This is a genomic window from Dolomitihabitans soli (assembly GCF_022213955.1).
GTDB classification, from domain to species: domain Bacteria; phylum Actinomycetota; class Actinomycetes; order Streptosporangiales; family Streptosporangiaceae; genus Streptosporangium_A; species Streptosporangium_A soli.
This window is the reverse complement of the sequence record NZ_JAKNTW010000039.1, coordinates 52,670-75,080: the sequence shown is the minus strand read 5'-3', so window position 1 is coordinate 75,080 and position 22,411 is coordinate 52,670. Positions and strand designations below refer to the sequence as shown.

The 22,411-nt window shown below is 69.1% G+C and carries 23 protein-coding genes; 12 read left to right on the top strand and 11 right to left on the bottom strand.

All coding sequences use genetic code 11. The features are described from left to right. Positions 1-5 precede the first annotated feature (5 nt). Together MBA17_RS43640 and MBA17_RS43635 are read left to right on the top strand one after the other, a co-directional pair. Positions 6-1,433, top strand: coding sequence for an aldehyde dehydrogenase family protein (locus tag MBA17_RS43640; RefSeq protein ID WP_238503946.1), 1,428 nt, complete (start codon positions 6-8; stop codon positions 1,431-1,433). A 182-nt stretch (positions 1,434-1,615) separates the two neighbouring features. Further along, positions 1,616-2,482, top strand: a complete 867-nt coding sequence (locus MBA17_RS43635) for an aldehyde dehydrogenase family protein (protein ID WP_238503935.1) — start codon at positions 1,616-1,618, stop codon at positions 2,480-2,482. An 80-nt stretch (positions 2,483-2,562) separates the two neighbouring features. Here the strand turns inward: MBA17_RS43635 and MBA17_RS43630 are convergent, their stop codons facing one another. After that, positions 2,563-3,828 carry an ATP-binding protein gene (locus MBA17_RS43630; protein WP_238503928.1) on the bottom strand — a complete coding sequence of 422 codons (1,266 nt, stop codon included), beginning with the start codon at positions 3,826-3,828 and terminating at the stop codon, positions 2,563-2,565. A gap of 118 nt (positions 3,829-3,946) precedes the next feature. Continuing rightward, positions 3,947-4,225 carry an ATP-dependent helicase C-terminal domain-containing protein gene (locus tag MBA17_RS50800; RefSeq protein WP_238504121.1) on the bottom strand — a complete coding sequence of 93 codons (279 nt, stop codon included), beginning with the start codon at positions 4,223-4,225 and terminating at the stop codon, positions 3,947-3,949. A 37-nt stretch (positions 4,226-4,262) separates the two neighbouring features. Between MBA17_RS50800 and MBA17_RS43620 the strand changes: the two genes are divergently transcribed. Beyond that, complete coding sequence (locus MBA17_RS43620) at positions 4,263-4,862, top strand: RNA polymerase sigma factor (protein ID WP_238503927.1); 600 nt, start codon at positions 4,263-4,265, stop codon at positions 4,860-4,862. Continuing rightward, positions 4,855-5,892 carry a CU044_5270 family protein gene (locus MBA17_RS43615; protein ID WP_238503926.1) on the top strand — a complete coding sequence of 346 codons (1,038 nt, stop codon included), beginning with the start codon at positions 4,855-4,857 and terminating at the stop codon, positions 5,890-5,892. The genes MBA17_RS43620 and MBA17_RS43615 overlap by 8 nt, the downstream gene beginning before the upstream one ends. A 295-nt stretch (positions 5,893-6,187) precedes the next feature. Here the strand turns inward: MBA17_RS43615 and MBA17_RS43610 are convergent, their stop codons facing one another. The 4 genes from MBA17_RS43610 to MBA17_RS43595 form a co-directional block, all read right to left on the bottom strand. Beyond that, positions 6,188-9,034 carry an ATP-dependent RNA helicase gene (locus tag MBA17_RS43610; RefSeq protein ID WP_455432965.1) on the bottom strand — a complete coding sequence of 949 codons (2,847 nt, stop codon included), beginning with the start codon at positions 9,032-9,034 and terminating at the stop codon, positions 6,188-6,190. 106 nt (positions 9,035-9,140) lie between these two features. Further along, positions 9,141-9,317, bottom strand: a complete 177-nt coding sequence (locus tag MBA17_RS43605) for a type II toxin-antitoxin system antitoxin (protein WP_455432964.1) — start codon at positions 9,315-9,317, stop codon at positions 9,141-9,143. Next, complete coding sequence (locus MBA17_RS43600) at positions 9,310-10,161, bottom strand: SPFH domain-containing protein (protein ID WP_238503925.1); 852 nt, start codon at positions 10,159-10,161, stop codon at positions 9,310-9,312. The genes MBA17_RS43605 and MBA17_RS43600 overlap by 8 nt, the downstream gene beginning before the upstream one ends. 137 nt (positions 10,162-10,298) lie before the next feature. After that, the gene (locus tag MBA17_RS43595) at positions 10,299-11,135 is read right to left on the bottom strand and encodes an undecaprenyl-diphosphate phosphatase (protein ID WP_238503923.1); all 837 of its coding nucleotides are present in this window, start codon (positions 11,133-11,135) and stop codon (positions 10,299-10,301) included. A gap of 155 nt (positions 11,136-11,290) precedes the next feature. Here MBA17_RS43595 and MBA17_RS43590 point away from each other — a divergent pair, with 155 nt between their 5' ends. Together MBA17_RS43590 and MBA17_RS43585 are read left to right on the top strand one after the other, a co-directional pair. Beyond that, positions 11,291-11,791 carry a SigE family RNA polymerase sigma factor gene (locus MBA17_RS43590; protein ID WP_238503921.1) on the top strand — a complete coding sequence of 167 codons (501 nt, stop codon included), beginning with the start codon at positions 11,291-11,293 and terminating at the stop codon, positions 11,789-11,791. Further along, positions 11,788-12,822, top strand: coding sequence for a hypothetical protein (locus MBA17_RS43585; RefSeq protein ID WP_238503919.1), 1,035 nt, complete (start codon positions 11,788-11,790; stop codon positions 12,820-12,822). The genes MBA17_RS43590 and MBA17_RS43585 overlap by 4 nt, the downstream gene beginning before the upstream one ends. Before the next feature lie 103 nt (positions 12,823-12,925). On the opposite strand, the gene MBA17_RS43580 is transcribed toward MBA17_RS43585, so the two are convergent. After that, positions 12,926-14,455 carry a M28 family metallopeptidase gene (locus MBA17_RS43580; protein ID WP_238503916.1) on the bottom strand — a complete coding sequence of 510 codons (1,530 nt, stop codon included), beginning with the start codon at positions 14,453-14,455 and terminating at the stop codon, positions 12,926-12,928. Positions 14,456-14,567: 112 nt separating this feature from the next. Here MBA17_RS43580 and MBA17_RS43575 point away from each other — a divergent pair, with 112 nt between their 5' ends. From MBA17_RS43575 to lipB, 3 genes are all read left to right on the top strand, one after another. After that, the gene (locus MBA17_RS43575; protein ID WP_238503914.1) at positions 14,568-15,068 is read left to right on the top strand and encodes an HAD domain-containing protein; all 501 of its coding nucleotides are present in this window, start codon (positions 14,568-14,570) and stop codon (positions 15,066-15,068) included. A 92-nt stretch (positions 15,069-15,160) separates the two neighbouring features. Then, a complete protein-coding gene (locus MBA17_RS43570) occupies positions 15,161-15,373 on the top strand; it encodes a PspC domain-containing protein (RefSeq protein ID WP_238503912.1) in 213 nt (70 codons plus the stop codon). Between the two features lie 17 nt (positions 15,374-15,390). Continuing rightward, positions 15,391-16,026, top strand: a complete 636-nt coding sequence (lipB, locus tag MBA17_RS43565; protein ID WP_238503910.1) for a lipoyl(octanoyl) transferase LipB — start codon at positions 15,391-15,393, stop codon at positions 16,024-16,026. Here the strand turns inward: lipB and MBA17_RS43560 are convergent. The 4 genes from MBA17_RS43560 to MBA17_RS43545 all read right to left on the bottom strand — a co-directional run bounded on the left by MBA17_RS43560 (position 16,023) and on the right by MBA17_RS43545 (position 19,494). Further along, positions 16,023-17,573 (bottom strand): amino acid permease, encoded by a 1,551-nt coding sequence (locus MBA17_RS43560; protein ID WP_238503905.1) that lies wholly within the window; start codon positions 17,571-17,573, stop codon positions 16,023-16,025. The genes lipB and MBA17_RS43560 overlap by 4 nt on opposite strands. A 29-nt stretch (positions 17,574-17,602) precedes the next feature. Beyond that, positions 17,603-18,541 (bottom strand): phosphotransferase, encoded by a 939-nt coding sequence (locus tag MBA17_RS43555; protein WP_238503904.1) that lies wholly within the window; start codon positions 18,539-18,541, stop codon positions 17,603-17,605. A 270-nt stretch (positions 18,542-18,811) separates the two neighbouring features. After that, entirely contained in the window at positions 18,812-19,006 is a 195-nt protein-coding gene (locus MBA17_RS43550) for a zf-HC2 domain-containing protein (protein WP_238503903.1), read from the bottom strand. Next, on the bottom strand, positions 19,006-19,494 hold the full coding sequence (locus MBA17_RS43545) for a sigma-70 family RNA polymerase sigma factor (protein ID WP_238503902.1): 489 nt from the start codon (positions 19,492-19,494) through the stop codon (positions 19,006-19,008). The genes MBA17_RS43550 and MBA17_RS43545 overlap by 1 nt, the downstream gene beginning before the upstream one ends. Before the next feature lie 218 nt (positions 19,495-19,712). Between MBA17_RS43545 and MBA17_RS43540 the strand changes: the two genes are divergently transcribed. Genes MBA17_RS43540 through MBA17_RS43530 form a run of 3 tightly spaced genes read left to right on the top strand, consistent with a single transcriptional unit; the run spans position 19,713 to position 22,367 of the window. Continuing rightward, positions 19,713-20,207, top strand: coding sequence for a hypothetical protein (locus MBA17_RS43540; protein ID WP_238503901.1), 495 nt, complete (start codon positions 19,713-19,715; stop codon positions 20,205-20,207). 19 nt (positions 20,208-20,226) lie between these two features. Continuing rightward, positions 20,227-20,883 (top strand): DUF4142 domain-containing protein, encoded by a 657-nt coding sequence (locus tag MBA17_RS43535; protein WP_238503900.1) that lies wholly within the window; start codon positions 20,227-20,229, stop codon positions 20,881-20,883. Then, a complete protein-coding gene (locus MBA17_RS43530) occupies positions 20,880-22,367 on the top strand; it encodes a DUF1996 domain-containing protein (RefSeq protein ID WP_238503899.1) in 1,488 nt (495 codons plus the stop codon). Before MBA17_RS43535 ends, MBA17_RS43530 begins: the two co-directional genes overlap by 4 nt. Positions 22,368-22,411: the final 44 nt, after the last annotated feature.

The window sequence follows — 22,411 nt, the reverse complement described above, 5'->3', positions numbered from 1 at the left end:
CGGCCATGAGATTCGAGTACGCCCCCGCGCCGGAGTCGCGCGACGTCGTCGACATCAAGCCGTCGTACGGGTTGTTCATCAACGGTGACTTCGTCGACGGCAGCGGAACCGCCTTCAAGACGATAAATCCGGCATCTGAGGAAATGTTGGCCGAGGTTGCCGCCGCCGACGAGGCCGACGTCGACCGGGCCGTCACGGCCGCCAGGAAGGCGTTCGAGTCGTGGGCCGCGCTGCCGGGCCGCGAACGCGCCAAGTATCTCTTCCGGATCGCCAGGATCATCCAGGAGCGGGCCCGCGAGCTGGCGGTGCTGGAGTCGCTCGACAACGGCAAGCCGATCCGCGAGTCCCGTGACGTGGACCTGCCCCTGGTGGCGGCCCACTTCTTCTACTACGCGGGATGGGCCGACAAGCTGGGTCACGCCGGATTCGGCGCCGATCCCCGCCCGCTCGGCGTCGCCGGGCAGGTCATCCCGTGGAACTTCCCGCTGCTGATGCTGGCCTGGAAGATCGCCCCCGCGCTGGCCTGCGGCAACACCGTGGTGCTCAAGCCGGCCGAGACGACCCCGCTGACCGCGCTGGCCTTCGCGGAGATCTGCGTGCAGGCGGGCCTCCCGCCGGGCGTGGTGAACATCCTGACCGGCGCCGGCGCGACCGGCGCGGCCCTGGTGAACCACCCGGGCGTCGACAAGGTCGCGTTCACCGGCTCCACCGAGGTCGGCCGCCTGATCGCCAGGTCGGTGGCCGGCACCGGGAAGAAGGTCACGCTGGAACTGGGCGGCAAGGCCGCCAACATCGTGTTCGACGACGCCGCGCTCGACCAGGCCGTCGAGGGCATCGTCAACGGCATCTTCTTCAACCAGGGCCACGTCTGCTGCGCGGGGTCGCGGCTGCTGGTCCAGGAGTCGATCGCCGAGGAACTGCTCGACGCGCTCAAACGCAGGCTCGGCACGCTGCGCCTCGGCGACCCCCTCGACAAGAACACCGACATCGGCGCGATCAACTCGGCCGAGCAGCTCGCCAGGATCCGCTCCCTCACCGAGTCGGGCGAGCTGGAGGGGGCCGAACGCTGGACGGCGTCGTGCCCGCTCCCCGACAAGGGCTTCTGGTTCCCGCCGACCCTGTTCACCGGCGTGGCCCAGTCGCACAGGATCGCCCGCGAGGAGATCTTCGGGCCGGTGCTGTCGGTGCTCACCTTCCGCACTCCGGCCGAGGCGGTGGAGAAGGCCAACAACACCCCGTACGGCCTGTCCGCCGGCGTGTGGACCGAGAAGGGCTCGCGCATCCTGTGGATGGCCGACAAGCTCAGGGCCGGCGTCGTGTGGGCCAACACGTTCAACCGGTTCGACCCCGCCTCGCCGTTCGGCGGATACAAGGAGTCCGGGCACGGCAGAGAAGGCGGCAGGCACGGGCTGGAGGCGTATCTCGATGTGTGAGCATCGCCGGAACCGGCGGCGTGCCCGCCGGTCGCAGCTGACGCAAGGGCACGACCTGGCCCGAGCCGGCCGGACCACCGCGCGCCGCGGCTGGTACGCGCACCGCTGCGGGGTCAGCCGCTGTCACCAGGTCTTCGTGCCCGAACGGCTGGCACGCCAGAGCACATGGAGAGGGCGCGGCGATGAGTGAGACCGGGCGGCTAGCCGTACGGAAGACCTACAAGCTGTTCGTCGGCGGGGCGTTCCCGCGCTCCGAGAGCGGAAGGTCCTACGTCGTGAGCTCCTCCAAGGGAGACTTCCTCGCCAACGCGGCGCGGGCCTCGCGCAAGGACGCGCGGGACGCGGTCGTGGCGGCGCGCAAGGCGTTCCCCGGCTGGTCGGGGGCGACGCCGTACAACCGGGGGCAGATCCTCTACCGGGTCGCCGAGATGATGGAGGGGCGGCGGGCGCAGTTCGTCGCGGAGGTGGTCGACGCCGACGGCGTGTCGGCGCGGAAGGCCGGTGAGCTGGTCGACGCGGCCGTCGACCGGCTGGTCTGGTACGCGGGCTGGTCGGACAAGATCGGTGCGATCCAGGGCGCCGCCAACCCGGTGGCCGGGCCGTACTTCAACCTCTCGACCGCGGAGCCCACCGGGGTGGTGGCGGTCGTGGCGCCCCCGTTCGGACCGCTGCTCGGCCTCGTCTCGGTCGTCGCGCCGGTCATCGTCACCGGCAACACCTGCGTGGTGGTGGCGAGCGAACGCGCGCCGCTCCCGTCGATCACGCTGGCCGAGGTGCTCGCGACCTCCGACCTGCCGGGCGGTGTGGTGAACATCCTCACCGGCCACACCGGCGAGCTGGCGCCCTGGCTGGCCGGCCACATGGACGTCAACGGCATCGACCTCACCGGCTGCGACCCCGACCTCGCCCGCACCTGCGAGCAGGAGGCGGCGGAGAACCTCAAACGGGTCCTGCGCCCCGCGAAGACCGACTGGCTCGCCGACCCCGGCCTCGACCGGATGACCACCTTCCTGGAGACCAAGACCGTCTGGCACCCGGTCGGCATCTGACGACTGCCCGGTCTGCGAAGAGCCCCGACGACCGTCAACGGTGGTCGGGGCCTTCGCCGGTCCGATCCGGTGACGAGGACTCACCGCCAAACGTGATCGAGCGGGACGACGTGGATTCGTTCGTCGAAGGTGTAGGCGCGAGCCCCGAGGTAGAGCGCCACACCACCGATGAATCTGTCGCCCAAGCGATCTCTGAGCGTGGTCATCGCTTTGAGGCTCGGACCCGTCACCCTTGAACCGGCCTTCACTTCGACGGCTGCGACCCGTCCGTCCCAGGTTTCGAGAATGAGGTCGACTTCTTGGTCGTCGTGGCTGCGGAAGTGGCCGACCTCCACTGAGTGATCAGACCAGCTCAGCTGCTTGAGGATCTCACCGACAGCGAAGGTCTCGACGAGATGCCCGAATTCTGTTAGCGCGGCGGGGTTCTTTGCGGCGAGTTTCTCCGGGGTGATGCCCATGAGCCACCCGGCGAGTCCCGAGTCGATGAGATGGACCTTGGGCAGGTGTCCGACCCGGGACGCGAGGGTGTTTCCCCAGGCGGGAAGCCGGTGAATCATGAAGACGGATTCCAGCAGGGTGATGTATCTGTCGGCCGTCGACTGCTCCAGACCGCTGTCGCGGGCGGCTTCGGCGATCTTGAGCACCTGGCCGGTCTGGCTGGCGAGCCGCCGGAGAAGACGTGGCAACGCGGATCGCTGCCGGATCTTGGAAATCTCCAGGACGTCACGTGTGACGATCACGTTGATGTAGTCGCGGAACCATCGGCCGCGTTCAGCCGGAGTAGCCCTGGACAGGGCGAGTGGAAAGCCCCCGCCGAGAACGCGTTCGGCGTACTCCTCTCTCGAAGTCGCGGAAACCCCGCTTGTTACCAGCTGCCGTGGCTCGTCCAGGATGGCGTCGAGAAAGGTTTCCCGGTGTCCGCAGATCTCCCCCTGAGAGAGTGGGAGGACGTCGATGAGGTGCACGCGCCCGGTGAGAGACTGTGCGGCTCTTGGCAGGGTGGCATAGCGAGTTGACCCCGTGAGAACGTAGCGCCCTGCCCTCAGGTCGCGGTTCAGCTCGGCCTTGATCGCCGACAGGATTTCGGGAACATGTTGGAACTCATCGATGAGGACCGGGGACTCACCGCTGACGATCAAACCGGGATCGTTCACGGCCACTTGGCGAGTCACCAGGTCATCAAGATCGATTATGGGCTGTCCGGACTGGGCGGCCAACTGGCCGAGCAGGGTGCTCTTGCCCGCGGTACGCGGTCCGGACAAGACGAGCACGGGCTCCGTAGCCAGTCGATGTTCGATTGTTGATCTTAGATGGCGTGGACGGATCTCGGTCAGCAGTGGGGACACCACCCCATGATGCACCGGCTAGTGGGTAACTTCGAGCAGGTTACTGGGTAAATCTCGATGAGTTACTGGGTAAATCGGAGGCGGTTTACTGGGTAAATCGGAGAAGTGTTTCTGCTGTTCAGGGGGTCTGGCGGCGGTGGTTGAGGCGGCGGGTCGGGGTGGCTGAGAGGGGGTCTTCCGGCCAGGGGTGGCGGGGGTAGCGGCCGCGGAGGTCGGCGTGGTAGCCCTCGCGCCAGAAGGAGGCCAGGTCGGCGGTGGGGCGGTCCGCCGGTGAGAGCAGGTGGATCAGGAGGGGGACGCCGGCTGTCCTGCCAGCCGAAGAGTTCCTGGAGCTTGGCGGCGGCGGGAACCCGGCGTGATGAGGCCGGGCGGGAACCGTTCGTGGCCGGGTTGGCAACAACGGGTGTCCGGATCCAGAGCCGAGAGGCCACAGAATGAGTCAGCTGAGCCGGGAAGAGGTCGATGACGCCTCCTTCATCGAACGATCCCGGCGTGAGCCCGAGGCGTTCGCCGAGGTCTTCCGTCGCCACGCCCCGGACATCACGCGATATGTCACCCGCAGGCTGGGAGACGGCGTGGCCGAGGACGTGGTCGCCGAAACGTTCCTGGTGGCGTTCCGGCAGCGCGCCGGCTACGAGTTGACCCGCCCCAACGCGCGGCCGTGGCTGTACGGCATCGCGACCCACCTGATGAGCAGGCATGTGCGGACCGAGGTGCGGCAGCTGCGCATCCTGGAGCGTAGGGGCGTCGATCCGGTGACGCAGTCGTTCGCCGAGCGCAGCGATGAGCGGGTCAGCGCCGAGGCGTCCCGCCGGAGCCTGGCGGGCGCGCTGGCGACCCTGCCCAGGGGGCACCGCGACGCGTTGCTGCTGGTGGCGTGGGGCGGCCTCACCTACCAGGAGGTGGCCGAGGCGTTGAACGTACGCCTGGGCACGGTGCGGTCGCGCGTCAACCGGGCGCGGCACAGGCTTCGTCAAGAACTCGGTGGGATCAATCCCATGGCGACCGTCAGCGAGGAATCCGTCCATGAATGAGATGACCCAGCTCGAACGTCTGCGTGCGGAGATTCCCCGGCCAGGTCCGGCGGACCTCCAGGCTCAGGAGGACCGCCTGCTGGCCGCCATCGCCGATCCACCACCGGTCCGCCTCAGCCGTTCCGGTGAGCGTCCGCGTGCCGTACGCCGTCTGGGGCTCAGCCTCGCGGCGGGCATGGCCGTCGTGGCGGTGGCGGCCGGGATCCTGGTGGTGGCCGGTGACACGGAGTTGGATGCTCCCCCGGTCCTGCATGTGATGCCCGTGAAGGCGGAAACGGTCCTCAAACGGGCCGCGGAGAACGCGGGCAGGTTCCCGGAGCTGCACCCGAAACCCGGGCAGTTCCTGATCTTCGAGTCGCAGACGATGGACACGGTGGAGGTGAACGACGCCGGCGGCCACTCCCGTTATCTGTCCCGGTCGAAGCGCAAGGTCTGGCTGCCCGTGGAAGGAGACTCGACGGGCGGATTCATCGAGGGAGAGGGGCTGTCGCCAAGCGCATACCCGGGCTGGCCGATTCCGCCCGTGGCGCGGGAGAGCCTCGGCCGCAGCGGCCCGGAGAAACTCGCCGACTTCGACGAGCGCGTCGAGTATCTGCGCACGGACTACGCCTACCTGAGCCGCCTTCCCACCGACCCGGCGAAGATGTATCAGCATCTCTACACCGGTCTCAGCCACGGCGCACGCGCCGACGCCGACGCGTGGCAGCGGGTCGGGGGCATGCTCACCGAGGCGTATCTCCCGGCGGCACAGCGGGCCGCGCTGTTCCGGGCGGCGGCGGCCATTCCCGGTGTCACCACCGTCGGCGAGGCCGTCGACGCGGCAGGTCGCACGGGCGTCGCCGCGGCGAGGACCGAACCGGCGCTCGGCATCCGGGAAGAGTACATCTTCGATCGGAAGACCTACAGGTACCTCGGTGTGCGAAGGGTAGTAACGGACGCCGTCCGGGCCAAGGCGCCGGTGGGAAGCGTGCTGACCTCCTCGGCGCTGCTGAAGGTCTCGGTCGCCGACCACGCCCCCGTCGAACAGTGAACAACCCAGCCATCTGCGCTTCTCGCCGGGGTGTGGTGCGGCTGTTTGTACGGCAGAGCCAGGTTTCTGCTGTTCGCCGTTGGTGGCGGAGGTCTTCGGGGCCGACGCTTCTCGGGCAGAGGTGGCCGGCCGCCGCTTCGACCGGCTCGCCGGCCGTGTTCTTCGGTCTCCGGATCGCCGCAGGTGGGAGGGCTTGATGGGTAAATCCGAGGGGTGTTGCTGGGGTAGATCTCGATGAGTTACTGGGTAAATCGGAGGCGGTTTACTGGGTAAATCGGAGGAGTGTTTCTGCTGGTCAGGGGGTCTGGCGGCGGTGGTTGAGGCGGCGGGTCGGGGTGGCTGAGAGGGGGTCTTCCGGCCAGGGGTGGCGGGGGTAGCGGCCGCGGAGGTCGGCGCGGACGGCGTGGTAGCCCTCGCGCCAGAAGGAGGCCAGGTCGGCGGTGACGGCGGTGGGGCGGCCCGCCGGTGAGAGCAGGTGGATCAGGAGGGGGACGCCGGCGATCTTCGGGGTGTCCTGCCAGCCGAAGAGTTCCTGGAGCTTGGCGGCGAGGACGGGCTGGTCGCCGGAGTAGTCGATGCGGATCTTGGAGCCGGTGGGGACCTCGATGCGTTCCGGGGCCACGGCGTCGAGGCGGGTGCTCCAGGGGACCAGGCGTTTCAGGGCACTGGTGACGTCGATGCGTTCCAGGTCGGCGCGGCGGCGGGCTCTTCCCAGCTCGGGTTCCAGCCAGCGGTCCGCCAGGCTGATGAGATCGTCCATCGGGGGCCACGGGTCGCCGATCGCCCGGTGGCAGAACGCCATCCGCTCCCGTAGCGCGACGGCCTCCTTGGACCAGGTGAGCACGTCCTCGGTGCGCAGGCCGTACAGGAGGGCCTCGCGGAGGAGGACGGGGTCGGGGGCGCGGAGGGGGACGGCGGAGAGTTCGATCGCGCCGAGGCGTTCGATCGTGCGGGCCGAGACGTCGCCCCGGCGTCCTCCGGGCGGCACCCGCCAGCTGACCTCGCTCTCGGTCGTCGGCGGTACGGCCAGCCGCGCGGTGTCCTCGTCGATGACGACGGCCTGCCTGATCCGCGCCGACGCGGAGCCGGTGGGCCGGTCGGCGACCGCGACGGCCACCCACTCGGCCTCTCCCAGCCGTGACCCCCTGCCCGCCTGCGCCTCCGTGCCCGACGCCATCAGGTAGCCGCCGCCCCGCCTGCGCGCCACCCGCTCGGGGAACGCCAGCGCCACCACCAGCCCCGCCAGCGCGTCGTCGGACATGGCCCGAGCCTTCCCGGCCCGCCCACCCCCGGGTACGGCCTGCGCCAGCCGCCTGACCTCCTGCCGCCACCGCGCGGTGAACCCGGCAGACCCGGTGAACCCGGAACCGGTTCCTCCGGACCTGTTCGTCCCGGAAGCCGTGGTCCCGGATCCGGACGGGCCGGATGTGGTCGTCCCGGATGTGGTCGTCCTGGATCCGGACGGGCCGGTGCGGGACGAGCCGGCGGTGTTCTGGCGGCCGCCGCGGGCCGTACGCCAGATTTCGACCAGGTCGTCGCTCGCGTCGCGGGGGAGGGGCTCGGAGAGGAGCGCGACCACCTCGGCCGCGTCGGGGCCCGCGTCGAGGAGGGCTCTGGCCAGGCGGGGATGGACGCCGACGCCGGCCATCCGGCGTCCGCGATCGGTGACCTGTGCCGGTCCCGCCGTGACCTGTGCCGGTCCTGGCGTGGCGTGTGCTGGTCGCGGTGCGGCTGAGGTCGGTCGTGGTGTGCCCGGTGCCGGTTGGGGTGTTCGCAGGGCGCCGAGGGTGTGCAGGGTGGCGAGGGCGGCGGACATCGCGGCGGGGGGCGGCTGGGTGAGGAGGGCCAGGGCGGTGGGGTCGGGGGTGCCCCAGCAGGCGGCCTGGAGGGCGAAGCCGGTCAGGTCGGCGAGTGCGATCTCGGGCTGGGCGTGGTCGGGGAGGCGCTGGTGCTCGGCTTCGGGCCAGCACCGGTAGACGATGCCGGGAGCCTCACGGCCCGCGCGTCCCGCCCGCTGGTCGGCGGAGGACCTGGAGACGCGGACGGTGACGAGGGAGCCGAGGCCGCGCGCGTGGTCGGTGCGCGGTTCCCGGGCGAGGCCGGAGTCGACGACGATCCGCACCCCGGGCACGGTCAGGCTCGACTCGGCCACGGAGGTGGCGAGCACGACGCGGCGGGCCGTACCCCCGGCCAGCACCGCGTCCTGGACGTGCGCGGGGGCCTGGCCGTGGACCTGGAGGATCTCGACGCCTGCCGGTCCCCTGTCCCGCGTGTGGTCGCGGGCCTGCCGGGCGTTCGCGTCTGGGGGCGCCGAGTCCTGCGGGTGGTGTGCGCGGGCCGGTGGGGCGGGGTCTGGGGCGGGGTCTGGGGCGGTGGTTCCGTGCAGCAGGGCGGCGACGCGGCCGATCTCGCCGACGCCGGGGAGGAAGCACAGGATGTCGCCGTCGTGCTCGTTCAGGGCCCGGGTGACGACGGTGGCCACGTGTGCGAGGAAGGCCGGGTCCACGCGCATGCCGTGCGGCGGGGGGAGGGGCTTGAGGGGAGGGGCCCAGATCGTGGTGACCGGGTGCATCGTGCCGGAGGCGTGGACGACGGGGGCTGGCGGGCCGGCGGGGCCGCCCAGGAGTTCGGACCAGGGGGCGGCGTCGGTCGTCGCCGAGGTGGCGATGAGGCGGAGATCGGGCCGGAGGTTCTCGCGGACGTCGAGCAGGAAGGCGAGCGCGGTGTCGGCGTCGAGGTGGCGTTCGTGGCACTCGTCGAGCATCACCACGTCGACGCCGGGCAGTTCCTGATCGCGCTGGAGGCGCTGGAGGAGCACCCCGGTGGTGACGACCTCGATCCGCGTGTCGCGCCCCACCTGCCGCTCGCCGCGCACCGTGAACCCGACCCGCTCCCCGACCCGGCCGCCCACCAGACCGGCCATCCGCCTGGCCGCCGCGCGTACGGCGATGCGGCGCGGCTCGGCGACCAGGACGCGCATCCCGGCCTCCGCCAGGGCGAGCGGCACCACGGTCGTCTTCCCGGTTCCGGGCGGGGCGGTGAGTACGGCGGCGCCGTGCCGGCCCAGCTCGTCGAGCAGTCGCGGCAGGACGTGGCGAATCGGCAGGTCGGGCAGGGCCCGGTGCGCGGGCGGATCAGGCAGGGCTCGGTGTGCGGGCGGGTCGGGGGAGTGGGCGGTCGCACCAGGCACCGCCCGGTGTGCGGGCGGGTCGGGCAGGGCCGGAGGGGTGGGCGGGTCGGAAGGCACGTCACTCGTCCGTGGGGTCGGGGTCGCGCTTGGGCGTACGGCCGACGCTCTTGAGCGCGAGGCGCAGGGCGTACTCGATCTGGGCGTTGACGCTGCGCAGATCGTCGGCCGCCCAGCGGGCGAGCGCCTCGTGGACGGCCGGGTCGAGTCTGAGCAACAGTTTCTTGCGCTCAGCCATACAAGCTGCCGGTGTTGACCACCGGCTGGATCGCCCGATCGCCACAGAGGACGACCAGGAGGTTCGACACCATCTGCGCCTTACGCTCCTCGTCGAGTTCGACCATGCCCTGCGCGGCCAGGCGTTCCAGGGCGAGGCCCACCATACCCACGGCGCCCTCCACGATGTGCGTGCGCGCGGCGACGACCTGCGCGGCCTGCTGGCGGACCAGCATCGCCTGGGCGATCTCGGGGGCGTAGGCCAGGTGGGTGATCCGGGCCTCCATGACCTCGATCCCGGCCAGGCCGGTGCGCTCACGCAGCTCTGTGGTGAGCTCCTCGGCGACCTCCGCGCCGTCACGCAGGCTGGTACGGCCGTCGATGTGGGAGTCGTAAGGGTGGGAGGTGGCGAGGTGCCGTACGGCCGCCTCCGACTGGATGGCGACGTACTCCTCGTAGTCGTCCACGGAGAAGACGGCCTTTGCGGCGTCCACCACTCGGTAGACCACCACGGAGGCGATCTCCACCGGATTGCCGTCGGCGTCGTTGACCTTGAGCTTGGCCGTTTCGAAGTTGCGGACCCGCAGGGTGATCCGGCGCCTGGTGGTCAGCGGCCGCACCCACTGGAAGCCCTGGTCGCCCACCGACCCGATGTAGCGGCCGAGGAACTGCACGACCTGGCCCTCGTTCGGGTTGACCACGGTGAACCCGGTCGCCACGAAGGCGGTGACGAGAACCCAGACGACCCCGGCGACGATCAGCGGGAGTTCGCCGGCCGCGGCGCCGATCGCGGCCAGGATCCCGGCCAGGACGAGTAGGGAGATGACTACGGCGAAACCGTTGACCCGGAAGGCAGGACGATCCATACGCTTCACCTTTGCTATTGAAGTGATATCACTACGATAGCTCGCAAAGGGCGCCCGCGCGACAGGTGTCAACGCGGGGATCACCAGACGGACCCCCGCGTACGGCCTCGCCGGGCTGCCCGGCGCAGGACTTCGGCCTAGCCGATGGCCGGGATGACGCCGAAGCTCACCAGGGCGATGACCAGGATGCCGAGCAGCACCCGGTAGATCACGAAGCTGGTGAAACGGTGGCTGCTGATGTAGCGCAGGAACCAGGCGATGGCGGCGTAGCCCACCGCGAACGACACGAGGGTGGCCAGGATCGTCGGTCCCCACGGAGGCGTGTGCTCACCGATCTCGAACAACTCCAGCACGCCCGACATCAGCACGGCGGGGATGGCCAGCAGGAAGGAGTATTCCGCGGCCTCCTCACGGCGGTAGCCGAGCAGCAGGCCCGCGCCCGTGGTGCCGCCCGAGCGCGAGACGCCGGGGATCAGGGCGAGCGCCTGGGCCAGGCCGTAGGTGACCGAGTGGGGCAGGTTGAGGTGTTTGTCCAGGGTGAGTTCGTTGCGTGCCATGTGGTCCGCGACGGCGAGCAGCAGGCCGAAGATGATGAGGCAGGCGCCCACCAGCCGCAGGTCGCGCAGCGTGGTCTCGATCTGGTCCTTGAACGTGATGCCCAGCACGCCGATCGGGATGCTGCCGGCGATCACGAACCAGCCCATCTTCGCGGCCTGGTCGGAGCGGAGGGCGGGCGTCCACAGCGAACGGGTCCAGGTGGTGACGATGTCCGCGATGCGCTTGCGGAAGTAGATCAGCACGGCGGCCTCGGTGCCGAGCTGGATGACGGCGGTGAAGGCGGCGCCCGGGTCCTTCCAACCGAAGAAAGCGGACACCACGCGAATATGGGCGCTGGAGGAGATCGGCAGGAACTCTGTGAGCCCCTGCAACACGCCCAGCACCGTTGCCTCGAACCAGCCGATCAAGCCAGACACCTTCCAAGGGGAGACCAGGCCGGAGACATGCCGGCGGCCTCAGCGAAACTTCTAGGCGAGGCTAGCGGAGCCGACGAACATATGTGGCCGAGGTGTCATCCGAAACAGCGTCCCAGCCGGTAGTCACCGTGAGGACGATGAGACGGAGGCGTTAGATGGACGGCGGTTTCGCCGAGTACGTCGCACAGCGGCACCAACGGCTGTGCCGGATGGCCTACCTCCTCTCCAGAGACTGGGGCCAGGCGGAGGACCTGGTCCAGACGGCGCTGGCCAGGGCGTGGCTCGCCTGGCGCAGGATCGAGGGCGATCCCGACCGCTATGTCTACAAGATCATCGTGAACACGCACGCCTCCTGGTGGCGCAGACGCTGGCGCGGGGAGGTGCCGACCGACGTGCTGCCCGACGGCGCCGACGCCCGCGACGTCGCGGCGGAGGTCGGCGACCAGGCCGCGCTCTGGGCCGCGATCGGCGCACTGTCGCCACGGCAGCGGGCGGTGATCGTCCTGCACTACTTCGAGGGCCTCACGCTGATCCAGGTCGCCGACACCGTCGGCTGCTCGCTCGGCACGGCGAAGACCCAGCTCAGGCGGGCACTCACCCACCTGCGCGTCGACCCGGACATCCAGACCTTGAAACTTGAGGGGGCAAGGCGTTGACCCACACCGAGAACGACCTGCGCGAACTCCTGTCCGAGCGCGCGGCCGCCGGGGACGGCTCCCCCCGGCTCGACGACATCGTACGGCGGGGCCGGCGGATCCGGCTGCGGCGCAGGGCGGTGAGCACGGTGCTCGCGGGGGCCGCGGTGGTCTCCGTCGTCGCGGTGACCGCCCCGTTCGCCGCGGGCGCCCCGCAGGTGAAGCAGGTCCCCGCCGACTCCGCCCGGCTGGAGTCCGGCCCGAAACTGCCTAAGACGTTCCGGGTGCTGCTCGGCGCCGTCGACTTCACGATGCCCCTGATCCACTCCGAGCGGTTCACGACCGTCGGCTCCGGCAAGACGATCAAGTTCACTCCCACCAGCTACTACACGGGTAACAAGGTCGTCTGTTCCGATCCCCGGATGTGGGTGCTGATCAGGGAGAAGCTCAAGGGCGGAAAGGCCGGTGGCAGCCTGCGCCGCTGTAGCGGCGACGGGGGAGGGCACCACGACGAGAGGTCCGCCCCCGACGGCTGGCTGGACGGGCCGCAGAGCATGAAGGTCTGGGTCTTTCCCGCAGACGCGCCGATCTACGAGTCGGGGCCCAGGGCCAAGGACTGCGCGCCCCAGGCGAAGAAGTGCCACGGGAAGTACACCTTCCGCACACTGTTCCGGTCGACGGGCGTCGAGCAGTTGGAGGCGGAGATCGGTGAACGGCCGGGCTCCTGGGCGATCGGCGTCTACGACAGCCCGGCTGAGCCTCTGCCGAAGCCCACCTACGCGCCACCGACGCCGGAGCCTACCGATACGCCGACGCTAGAGCTGACGGATACGCCGCCGACGCCGGAGCCTACGCGTGCGATGGAGCCGGAGTCCACGCGTACGGTCACTGCTGTGCCCGAGCCGCCACGTGCGCAGGACCCGGCGCCGGAGCCGCCACGTGCCGAGCCTCAGCCGCCACGTGCGCAGGATCCGGTCTCTGAGCCGCCGCGTGCCAAGCCTGGGCCCAAGCCGACGCGTGCAGAGCCCGTGCCTGCGCCGACACGCGGGTGACACTCACGTTCGCGGGGTAGGGCGCACGTTCGCGGGGTAGGGCGCGCCGTTTCGCGAGCCCTACCCCGCGGCGCCCTCGCGGGGCGCCGCCGTACGGGATGGGTCAGGACACGTCGTGGGGGGTGGGCTGGAGGGACCGCGTGGTGGCGGCGGTGGAGCGGGCGGGGATGGTGGACAGGTCGAAGGCGTAGGCGGCCGTGGCGTCGGCGATGGCGTCCGAGTTGCGGTCGAGGGCGGTCGCGTTGACGTTGCCGATGGTGTCGCACGCCTGGTGGTAGCAGACGTCGTAGGCGACGCCCGCCTGGCCGCCGAAGATCGCGACCTCCGCGGCGGTCTTGAGCTGCTCGGCGCCGGTGAAGATGCCGCCCGACGGGATGCCCACCGCGATGAACGGCCCGTAGTCGGAGCGGCCGTCGAAGTCGGTGCCGACGTGGCCGAGCTTGCGGCTGTCGAAGAACTTGGCCAGCCGCTGCTCGATCTGCGCCGATCCGGGGGGCCCGGCGGGCGATCCCACGTTGTCGGAGTTGTCGCCGTCGTACAGCTTGTAGGCGTAGTTCGGCGAGGCGATCATGTCGAAGTTCAGGTACAGCTTGATCCGGTCGCGTTCCGCCGGGGGAAGCTCCGCCACGTACTGGTTGGAACCGACCAGGCCGAGCTCCTCGGCGCCCCAGAACGCGAAGCGCACCTTGTTGCGCACCGGGAAGTGCTTCATCTGCAGCGCGACTTCCAGGATCGCCGCGGTGCCCGAGCCGTTGTCGTTGATCCCCGGGCCCTCGGGCACGCTGTCCAGGTGAGCGCCCACCATGACCACGTCGTCACGGTCGCCGAACCGGGTCTCCGCGATGACGTTCCTGGTCTTGCCGAGCTCGATCTTGGTGTCCGTCTTGACGTGCACGACGGTGCCGGGGGTGTCGGCCAGGTCCGAACCCACCGCGAAACTGGTGAACACCACGGGGAAGCCGTAACGCCACTCACCGATGTCGAAGACGAACGGGTCGGTACGGCCGGGCTGCCCCTCGTTGAAGAAGATCACCGCTGCGGCCCCGGCGGCCTTGGCGTTGTCGGCCTTCTGCACGAACGGGCACGTGCCGCGCTGGATGAGCGCGATCCGGCCGGGTACGAAGCCGGCGAAGTCGGCGGCCTCGCAACCCGCGGTCGAGCCGGGCGTGGGCGGCGGCGGGAGCACCGGATCGACCACCTGGATCTCGGCCGTGACGTCGCCCGACCCGGAGGAGACCACGGTCACGAAGTCGCCGGGGGAGGTGTAGGTGGTCTGGGTGGGCGCGGTCTGCTGCAGTACGGCGGGCGAGAGCTCCTCCCACCCGGTGGGGAACTCCACGTCGGTCGTGCTGACCTTGTAACCGGCTTTGCGGAGTTTCCCCGCCACGTAGTCGACCGAGGCGTCGTAACCGGGGGTGCCCGCCGCCCGGTTCCCGCCGTTGGCGGTGGCGATCGCCTGTAAGGCGTCGAGATGCTTCTTGACGTTCGAGCCCTTGACGGTCTTCATGAGTATCTTGGAGAAGACATCGGACACGGGGCTGGCGTTCGCGGGTGGCACGGCGGCCAGGGGGAGTGTGATGGCCGTGGCCACGGCCAGGGTGCGAAGCATGCTCCGTCGCATGTTCAATCGCATCGGGCTCCTCCAGGAGAATTGGGCCATAGATCATGCGCAACGTAACCCGACCGGGCTTTCCAGACCAGGGCCCCCTGGACAGCCCGCGCCCGAGTCGGTGACGATACCGGCCATGGTCGAGCGCCCGCTGTTGCTGTTGGACGTCGATGGGGTGCTCAACCCTTTGGGCGGCAAAATGCGAAATTTCGTGACGCGCGAGTGTGTGGTGGACGGCGTGCCGTACCGGGTTCATCTCAGTCCCGCGCACGGCAGGAAGCTGCTCGCCCTGGCCGTCGAGACCGGGGCTGAGCTGGTCTGGGCGACGACCTGGGAGCACGCGGCCAACGAGTGGATCGGTCCCTGCATCGGCCTGCCCGCGTTGCCGGTCATCGAGATGCCGGCGCTCGACCGGGCGAACCAGGGGGAGATGTTCAAGACGCCGCACATCGCGGCGTACGCCGGTCGTCGTCCCTTCGTGTGGTTCGACGATCTCACCTGGGAGGCCGATGTGGAGTTCCTGCGCCTGCATCCGGGTGTGGATGAGTTTCTGCTGGTCCACGTCGATCCGCGCTGCGGGCTGACGGACGACGATCTGGATCAGGCCCGGACGTGGCTTTCGAAAAGGTCAGGGTAGTGGGTTCAGGGTTATCTCAGGGTCCGTGGTGGAACGGTGCCGCACGGCGACTTCGTTCTACTAGGTGAACCAACACAAACAGGAGGAACCCGGTGCATCGGTCAACCAGCCACAAGATGATCGCAGGCGTCTGCGGTGGTATCGCTGAGCGCTACGGTTGGTCCCCCAACTTCGTCCGACTGCTGTTCGTGCTCTCGTGCATCCTGCCGGGGCCGCAGTTCGTGATCTATCTCATCATGTGGGTCGTCCTCCCGAAGGGCCCCCGCCCCGGTGCGACGACCCACAGCCACCACACCTACGGCTAGCTCGTAAGCTGGTTCCCATGAGGGAACGGCCGCTGTCGGTGATCCAGGACGATCTGGTCGATTACGAGAAGGCCATGGAGCGCATGGCCGAGCTGGTCGGAGAGCGTCAGCAGGACGCCCGGAGTGACACGTTGTGGCTGCTCAGCCACCCCGCCGTCTACACCGTCGGCCGACGCACGCCGACCGAGCACCTGCCCGACCCGGCACGCGGCATCGCCGTGCTGACCACGGGTCGCGGCGGGCAGCTGACCTACCACGGTCCCGGCCAGCTCGTCGGCTACCTGATCGTCAAGCTCGGTGACGACGAGGGCATCGTCGACTACGTCCGCGAGGTCGAGCTGCGGCTGGTCGACGGGCTGTCGGCGCTGGGCGTCCCCGCCGAACGCAGGGACACCCCGCCCGGCTCCGAGCTGCTCACCGGCGTGTGGACCAGGGAGACCGGCCGCAAGATCGCTTCGATCGGCATGCGGCAGAGCCGCGGGGTCACCAGCCACGGGTTCGCCCTCAACGTCGACGGCGACCTCGACCCGTGGCACTGGGCGATCCCCTGCGGCATGCCCGAGGTCGACATGACCTCGGTGACCAGGGAGGGCTCCCCGGCAGGAATGGACGAGGTCCGCGCCGCGATGGCCGCCGCCTTCGAGGCGCGCTAGATCTTCGTGGTCGTGACGTCGACGTCCTCGACCGTACGGCGCGGCCCGGTGAACCAGTGCCTGGCCGACAGCGCCCACCACAGCGCGATGCCGATCAGCACCACCCCGACGGCGATCGGCGCGTAGTTCACCGAGGTCCAGGTGAAGTCCGGGCTCCACGGGACGCCCGCCGGCGAGAACGGCATGACGAAGTAGACGGAGATGACCGCGATCTCGACGACCGCGATCCAGCAGAGCACCCGGTATCTCGGGCCGAGCGTCCACGGGCCGGGCTGGAAGGCGTCGCCGACCCGCAACCTGAGCCAGATCGGGATGAGGAAGGCCAGGTAGAGGCCGATCACCGCGATCGACACGACGGCGTAGAAGGCGACCGGCGTGGCGCTGCCGGGAGGGGCGTAGAGCGCGGGCAGGGTGATCAGGGCGGCGATGACGCAACCCGCGACGATGGCGTTGACCGGGGTCCTGTTCCGGTCGACCTTCGACCAGAGCCGCCACCCGGGCACGGCGCCGTCCCGCGAGAACGCGTAGGTCATCCGGGACATCGAGGTCACGCAGCTCATTCCGCAGAAGAACTGGCCGATCGTGGAGATGGCGAAGACGGCCGTGGCCAGGTTGGACGACAGCGCGGTGGTGAAGATCGCGCCGACGAAGCCGGCCTCCTCGTTGATCTGGTCCACGTTCGTCGCCGCGAACAGGAAGGACAGCAGCAGGATCCAGCCGCCGATCGCGGAGTAGAAGATCGAGCGCCACAGCCCCTTGGCGGCCGACAGCGCCGCGCCCTGGGTCTCCTCCGACACGTGCGCACAGGCGTCGAAGCCGGTGATGGTGTACTGCGTGAGCAGGAAGCCGAGCGGCAGCACGTAGAACCAGAACGACAGCCCTTCGCCCTCGCCGAAGCCCGAGTTGTTGATCGTCTCGGTGAAGACGAACCCGAGGGACTGGTGGTTCTCCGGGGCGAAGGCCAGGATCGCGACGACCGCGGCGGCGCCGGCGACGTGCCACCACACCGAGATGTTCTGCAGCAGTGAGATCAGCCGGTGGCTGAAGATGTTGATCAGGGCGTGCAGCGCCAGCACGACCACGAACAGCAGGAACGCCTGCGTGAGCGTGCCCTCCCAGGCTCCGCCCGTCAGCCTGCTGAGGGTGATGTTGAGAAAGGTCGCGCAGCCGTAGTCGACGGAGGCGGTGACCGCGATGAGCCCGATGAGGTTGAGCCAGCCGGTGAACCAGCCGTGGATCGGCTTGCCCAGCTTGGTGGCCCACCAGTAGATGCCGCCCGCCGTGGGATACGCCGAGACCAGCTCCGACATGCACAGACCGATGATCAGGATGAAGATCGAGATCAGCGGCCAGCCCCAGGAGATGGCGACCGGCCCGCCGTTGTTCCAGGCCTGTCCGAAGGTGGTGAAGCAGCCGGCCAGGATCGAGATGATGGAGAAGGAGATGGCGAAGTTGGAGAATCCGCTCCAGGTGCGGGACAGCTCCTGGGTGTAGCCGAGTTCCGCGAGCCTTCTGGTGTCCTCGTCGACGGTTTCGGGCCTGGTCATCGACCAGCCTCCTTGCGCGTTGCGGGGGGTTATTCCGGGGGCAGCCCCCGGACGTCATCGAGCAGCCGGCCGAAGCCCGGGTCGTCCAGGTCTCGTCCGGCCTGCCGGAACTTGTCCGCCGCCTCTGCGGCGTAGTCGAAGTCGGCCGCCGCGGCCTGGTCCTTCAGCAGGCCGTGGTGCACCGAGAACCACAGGGTCCAGGTGATGTTCGACATGATCAGGAACAGCCGGACCCTGGCGAGCAGCAGCCGATCGGGCTCGCCGAAGTACGCCCTGGCCAGGCGGTCGGTGAGGTCGGGGTGGTAGTCGGCCTCGGCGGCGATGTCGCCGAGCTCGAAGGCCGGGTCGTTGTTGCCGGAGAGCTGGTAGTCGACGATCCGCACCACGTCGCCCGCCGCGATGAAGTTCTCCGGCAGCAGGTCGTTGTGGCAGGGGACGGCGGGCAGCGGGTGCGCCGCGAGCGCCCGCTCGATCTCCGCGACCACCGGCAGGCGGTCGGTGTAGCCCGCCGGGACGGGCAGCCCGTGCGTACGGCAGAGCGCGAGCAGTTCTTCCAGCTTGCGGAAGATGGAGAAGTCGTTGGCGAACCTCGCCCCGGCGTGCAGCCGCCGGCAGGCGTCCGCGATCAGCGGGATCATCGTGGGATCGCGGACGGAGGGCGCGTCGAGGGTGCGCCCGTCGATGAACTCCAGGAGCAGCACCGGCCGGCCGGGCAGCCGGTGCACCACGCGGGGGCCTACCCCGGTGCTCGCCGCCTGGATCGTGTTGGCGATCTCCTGCTCCAGCGGGATCCCCAGGCCCGCCTCCGAGACCCGTGGGTCGAGCACGCGCATCAGCCAGGACTGTCCGTCACCCGAGTCGACCCGCGCGATCCGGTGACTGAGCCCACCCTTGATCTCGGTGGCCGTGACCGGGCATCCCGCCCAGGCCGTGACCAGCCGGATGGGATCCGCGGGGGCATCAGGCATCCAGGTCTCCTTTGGCCTGTCTTCAGACCATTGATCTGATCCTGGTTGCCAAGTGTTACAGCTTGATCTCGATCACGCGACCATTCCGGCTGGTTGGGATCGGGGACGTGCCGAACGCTCCGTCTGGGGGAACGCCTTGAGGCCCGTCGGGCTGCGCACCAGCATGTTCGGGCCCGCCGTACACGCCTGGTCCACCCGAGTCGCGCGGGTCCGCAGGTTCGACCCCTTCCCGGCGGGCGTGCGGTTGTACGCCGGGAAGAGGGAACACGCTCAGCCTGGGCGGCCTTCGATGGGGGACCGCTTGTTCCTTACCTCGTCGAGGAGGTCGGGCACATCTGCCAGTTCGGTCAACTCGGTCTGGCAGTCCACACACTCGACGAGATGACGCTCGAAGACCTCGTTGTCTTCTTGATCCAGCAATCCGAGTGCATAGGCGGCCACCTCGTGATGAGGTGGCGAGGACATCAGGTGACCCCCTTCTCCTTCAGATCTCTCCGAAGGGCTCGGATCGCGTAGTAGAGCCGTGACTTCACAGTACCCGGCGGGATGCGCAGCACCTCGGCTGCCTCGTTGATCGTTCGATCGCGCAGATATGTTTCCTCGATCACCTCCCGATGCTCGACGGACAGGCGCTCAAGCGCCTCCGAGACGACCATCGCTGCGATGGTTCGCTCGGATTCGTCCGGAACTGAGACGGCATCGAGTCCGGTGTCCTCGACCTCTTCTGGTCGGGCACTACGACGTCGGCGGCCATCGATGATGATGCGGCGGGCGACCGTCAACAGCCACGCCCACAGCAGGCCGGGTTCGTGATTCAGCTTCCCGGCATGGCGCCAGGCTCGGACCAAAGTCTCCTGGACGACGTCTTCCGCCCAGTGATGGTCGTTGCCGGTTGCCCTGCGTACATGGTGCAGGAGACGGGACCCGAACGCCTGATAGAGCGCGCCGATCAACCGCTCGTCCTGTTCGTTTATGCCAGGGTCCAATTCTGCGGACTCCGGGCTGGGCTTCCGCGACACGGCCACATACTTGCAGCGATTGAGCAACTAGTGGGTAACTTTTGTAACTTCCGTCATTTCGGGCTATCTCGTCACATCAGGTGAACCCTTCCCCAAGCGCCGCCGTACCTCTCTCCGAGATGGGGCCATGGAGCCGACCGGAAGGACGAAGGATGAACACCCGACGGAGTCGACTCGCCGCTCTCTCGCTCGGCGTCATGGCCGTGACCAGCGCCTGCGGCGCGAGCGGGAGTACGGAGGCCGCGACCCACGAGGACGGTCACAGCCATGGCGGTCCCTCACTGATCAACGCCGCCGACAACGAGGGCGTCGGTGCGATCGTCACCGACGTCAAAGGTTTCACCCTGTATCGCTTCGACAAGGACACCGCCGCCCCGCCGACCACGAACTGCCTCGCCACCTGCACGGAGAAGTGGCGGCCCCTGGTGCCCGACCGGCACATGCACGCCCACGGGGTGTCCCAGGAACTCGTCGGAAAGATAAGGCGGCCGGACGGCACCTGGCAGGCCACCCTGGCCGGCTGGCCGCTGTATCGCTTCACCGGCGACGCGCGTCCGGGAGAGGTTAACGGTCAGGGTCAAAGTGACGCCTGGTTCGCCGTGACACCGAGCGGCCTTAAAGCGGATAACGCCCCGGCCGGATACTGAGCACTCGCGGAGTTGGCATATGCGTGGCTTCTCCCGATGGCCCATCGGACGTGGCGAGATGCTGGTCCTGGCCATCTTCATCATCGCGGGGTCCATCGCGATCCTCATCACGGTGTCCCCCGGAGCTTTGCCGGGAGCGTCCGGTCCTGTTCCGTTCGCCCAGGCCGCGACCTCGACCAAGTTCGGCCCGATCACCGCGGCCGACATCGACTTCCTGGTCAAGGTACGGCAGGCCGGACTGTGGGAGATCCCGACCGGCCAGCAGGCGGGCCAGCGGGCCAGCAGCGCCCGGGTCAAGGACGTCGGCGCCCATCTCGTCGAAGATCACACCGCCCTCGACAAGGAGGTGCTCGCGCTCGCGGGCAAGCTGGGCGTCATCCTGCCCAGCCAGCCGAGCGCCGACCAACAGGGCTGGATGGCGGAGCTGTCCGGCAAGTTCGGCCAGGAGTACGACCTGGCCTTCGCCAAGCTGCTGCGCGCGGCCCACGGCAAGGTCTTCACCGTGGTCGCCGGGATTCGCGCCGGCACGAGGAACGACCTCATCCGTTCCTTCGCATCGCGGGTGGTGAACGTGGTCATGCGGCACATGACCCTGCTCGAAAGCACGGGCCTGGTGGACTACACCGCCCTGCCGCAGCCGCCGAACCCACCCACCACACAAGGAGTTCGACCGTGATACGAAGACGAATCACCGCAGTACTGGCGGGACTGACCGTCGCCGTGAGCTCGGTGACACTCAGTGTGATCGGGCCCTTCAGTGCCTCGGCCGATCACTGCACGCCCGAGGAGCTCGCGGCCAACCCCGAGGCGTGCGCGGGTGAGCAGGGCCCGTTCTCGGAGGATTTCATTGACATCCGCCAGGTCCAGCGCGCCGAGGGCGATCCTCGTGTCCAGCGCGGCGGATCGCGTGGCAGCTTCGTCTCCCGCTGCGGGAGGAACGAGAACGGCCACTTCAACTCCGACAACTTCATCGTCGCCCCCGGGGTGACGAACGGCGCCCACCACATCCACGACTACGTGGGCAACCTGTCCACCGACGCGTTCTCCACGGACCAGAGCCTCGCCGCCGCGGGCACGACGTGCCGGCTGAACGACAGGTCGACCTACTTCTGGCCCGTCCTCCGCGAACGTGACCCCCAGGAGCCGGAGGCCGCCCCCGCCCCCACCCCGAGCCCCACCGAGGAGGACGACCAGAACCTCCAGGACGACCAGAACCAGGACAACAACAACCAGGACGACCAGAACCAGAACGGTCAGGACAACCAGAACCAAGACCAGAACGGTGATAACCAGAACCTCCAGGACGATCAGAACGGCCAAAACGGACAGAACCAGGACGGCCAAGACGCCGAAAACCAGGACCCGCAAAACCAGGACCAGCAGAACCAGGACCAGCAGAACCAGAACCCTGAGGACCCACAGGACCAGCAGAACCAGGACGGCCAGGACGGCCAGGACGGCCAGGACGGCCAGCAGGCCGAGAACGAGAACGAGAACCCCGAGACCTTCGGCTCCCAGAACCGCCGGCGCCCCACCTCCAGGCCGACCCCCACTCCCACCCCCACCCAGGACGACGACCAGCCCGACCCCTCCCCGACCCCCAGCGCGAACCCGTCGGGTGAGCCGGGCGGCGCGGCGGACGGCAACGTCGGCACGATCCTGCGCCCGACCTCGGTCACCCTCCAGTTCCGCGGCAACCCGGTATCCAGGGTCACGGCCATGCCGAGGTTCCTCAGGCTGCTGATGGGCGACGCCAAGTCGGCCACGAACGGCGGCGCCAACGCGCTGGCCAAGTGGTCGTGCACCGGCTTCAACAACCGGATCACCTCGCAGTACCCGCTGTGCCCGAGGGGCAGCCAGGTGATGCGCATCCAGGACTTCCCGAGCTGCTGGGACGGCGCCAACACCGACAGCGCCAACCACCGGACCCACGTGCTCTACCCCGACGGCCAGGGCCGTTGCCCGCAGGGCACCCGGGCCATCCCGCAGCTGCGGATCACCCTCACCTATCGGGTCCCGCCGGGTGAGTCCTTCGCGGTGGACAGCTTCCCGGAGCAGCTGCACAACCCGATCACCGACCACTCGGACTTCGCCAACGTGATGCCGAACAACCTGATGAACTTCGTCGTCTCCTGCATCAACCGCGGCCGCCGCTGCTGACACACACCCCCCACCTAGATCTGGCCCATCGCCGGCCCGGAGCG

Bases quoted from the DNA above. Each gene is read 5' to 3' on its own strand.
- MBA17_RS43640 (WP_238503946.1), top strand. From the start codon at position 6: ATGAGATTCGAGTACGCCCCCGCGCCGGAGTCGCGCGACGTCGTCGAC.
- MBA17_RS43635 (WP_238503935.1), top strand. From the start codon at position 1,616: ATGAGTGAGACCGGGCGGCTAGCCGTACGGAAGACCTACAAGCTGTTC.
- MBA17_RS43620 (WP_238503927.1), top strand. From the start codon at position 4,263: ATGAGTCAGCTGAGCCGGGAAGAGGTCGATGACGCCTCCTTCATCGAA.
- MBA17_RS43615 (WP_238503926.1), top strand. From the start codon at position 4,855: ATGAATGAGATGACCCAGCTCGAACGTCTGCGTGCGGAGATTCCCCGG.
- MBA17_RS43605 (WP_455432964.1), bottom strand. From the start codon at position 9,317: ATGGCTGAGCGCAAGAAACTGTTGCTCAGACTCGACCCGGCCGTCCAC.
- MBA17_RS43600 (WP_238503925.1), bottom strand. From the start codon at position 10,161: ATGGATCGTCCTGCCTTCCGGGTCAACGGTTTCGCCGTAGTCATCTCC.
- MBA17_RS43590 (WP_238503921.1), top strand. From the start codon at position 11,291: ATGGACGGCGGTTTCGCCGAGTACGTCGCACAGCGGCACCAACGGCTG.
- MBA17_RS43580 (WP_238503916.1), bottom strand. From the start codon at position 14,455: ATGCGATTGAACATGCGACGGAGCATGCTTCGCACCCTGGCCGTGGCC.
- MBA17_RS43575 (WP_238503914.1), top strand. From the start codon at position 14,568: ATGGTCGAGCGCCCGCTGTTGCTGTTGGACGTCGATGGGGTGCTCAAC.
- lipB (WP_238503910.1), top strand. From the start codon at position 15,391: ATGAGGGAACGGCCGCTGTCGGTGATCCAGGACGATCTGGTCGATTAC.
- MBA17_RS43560 (WP_238503905.1), bottom strand. From the start codon at position 17,573: ATGACCAGGCCCGAAACCGTCGACGAGGACACCAGAAGGCTCGCGGAA.
- MBA17_RS43555 (WP_238503904.1), bottom strand. From the start codon at position 18,541: ATGCCTGATGCCCCCGCGGATCCCATCCGGCTGGTCACGGCCTGGGCG.
- MBA17_RS43550 (WP_238503903.1), bottom strand. From the start codon at position 19,006: ATGTCCTCGCCACCTCATCACGAGGTGGCCGCCTATGCACTCGGATTG.
- MBA17_RS43540 (WP_238503901.1), top strand. From the start codon at position 19,713: ATGAACACCCGACGGAGTCGACTCGCCGCTCTCTCGCTCGGCGTCATG.
- MBA17_RS43535 (WP_238503900.1), top strand. From the start codon at position 20,227: ATGCGTGGCTTCTCCCGATGGCCCATCGGACGTGGCGAGATGCTGGTC.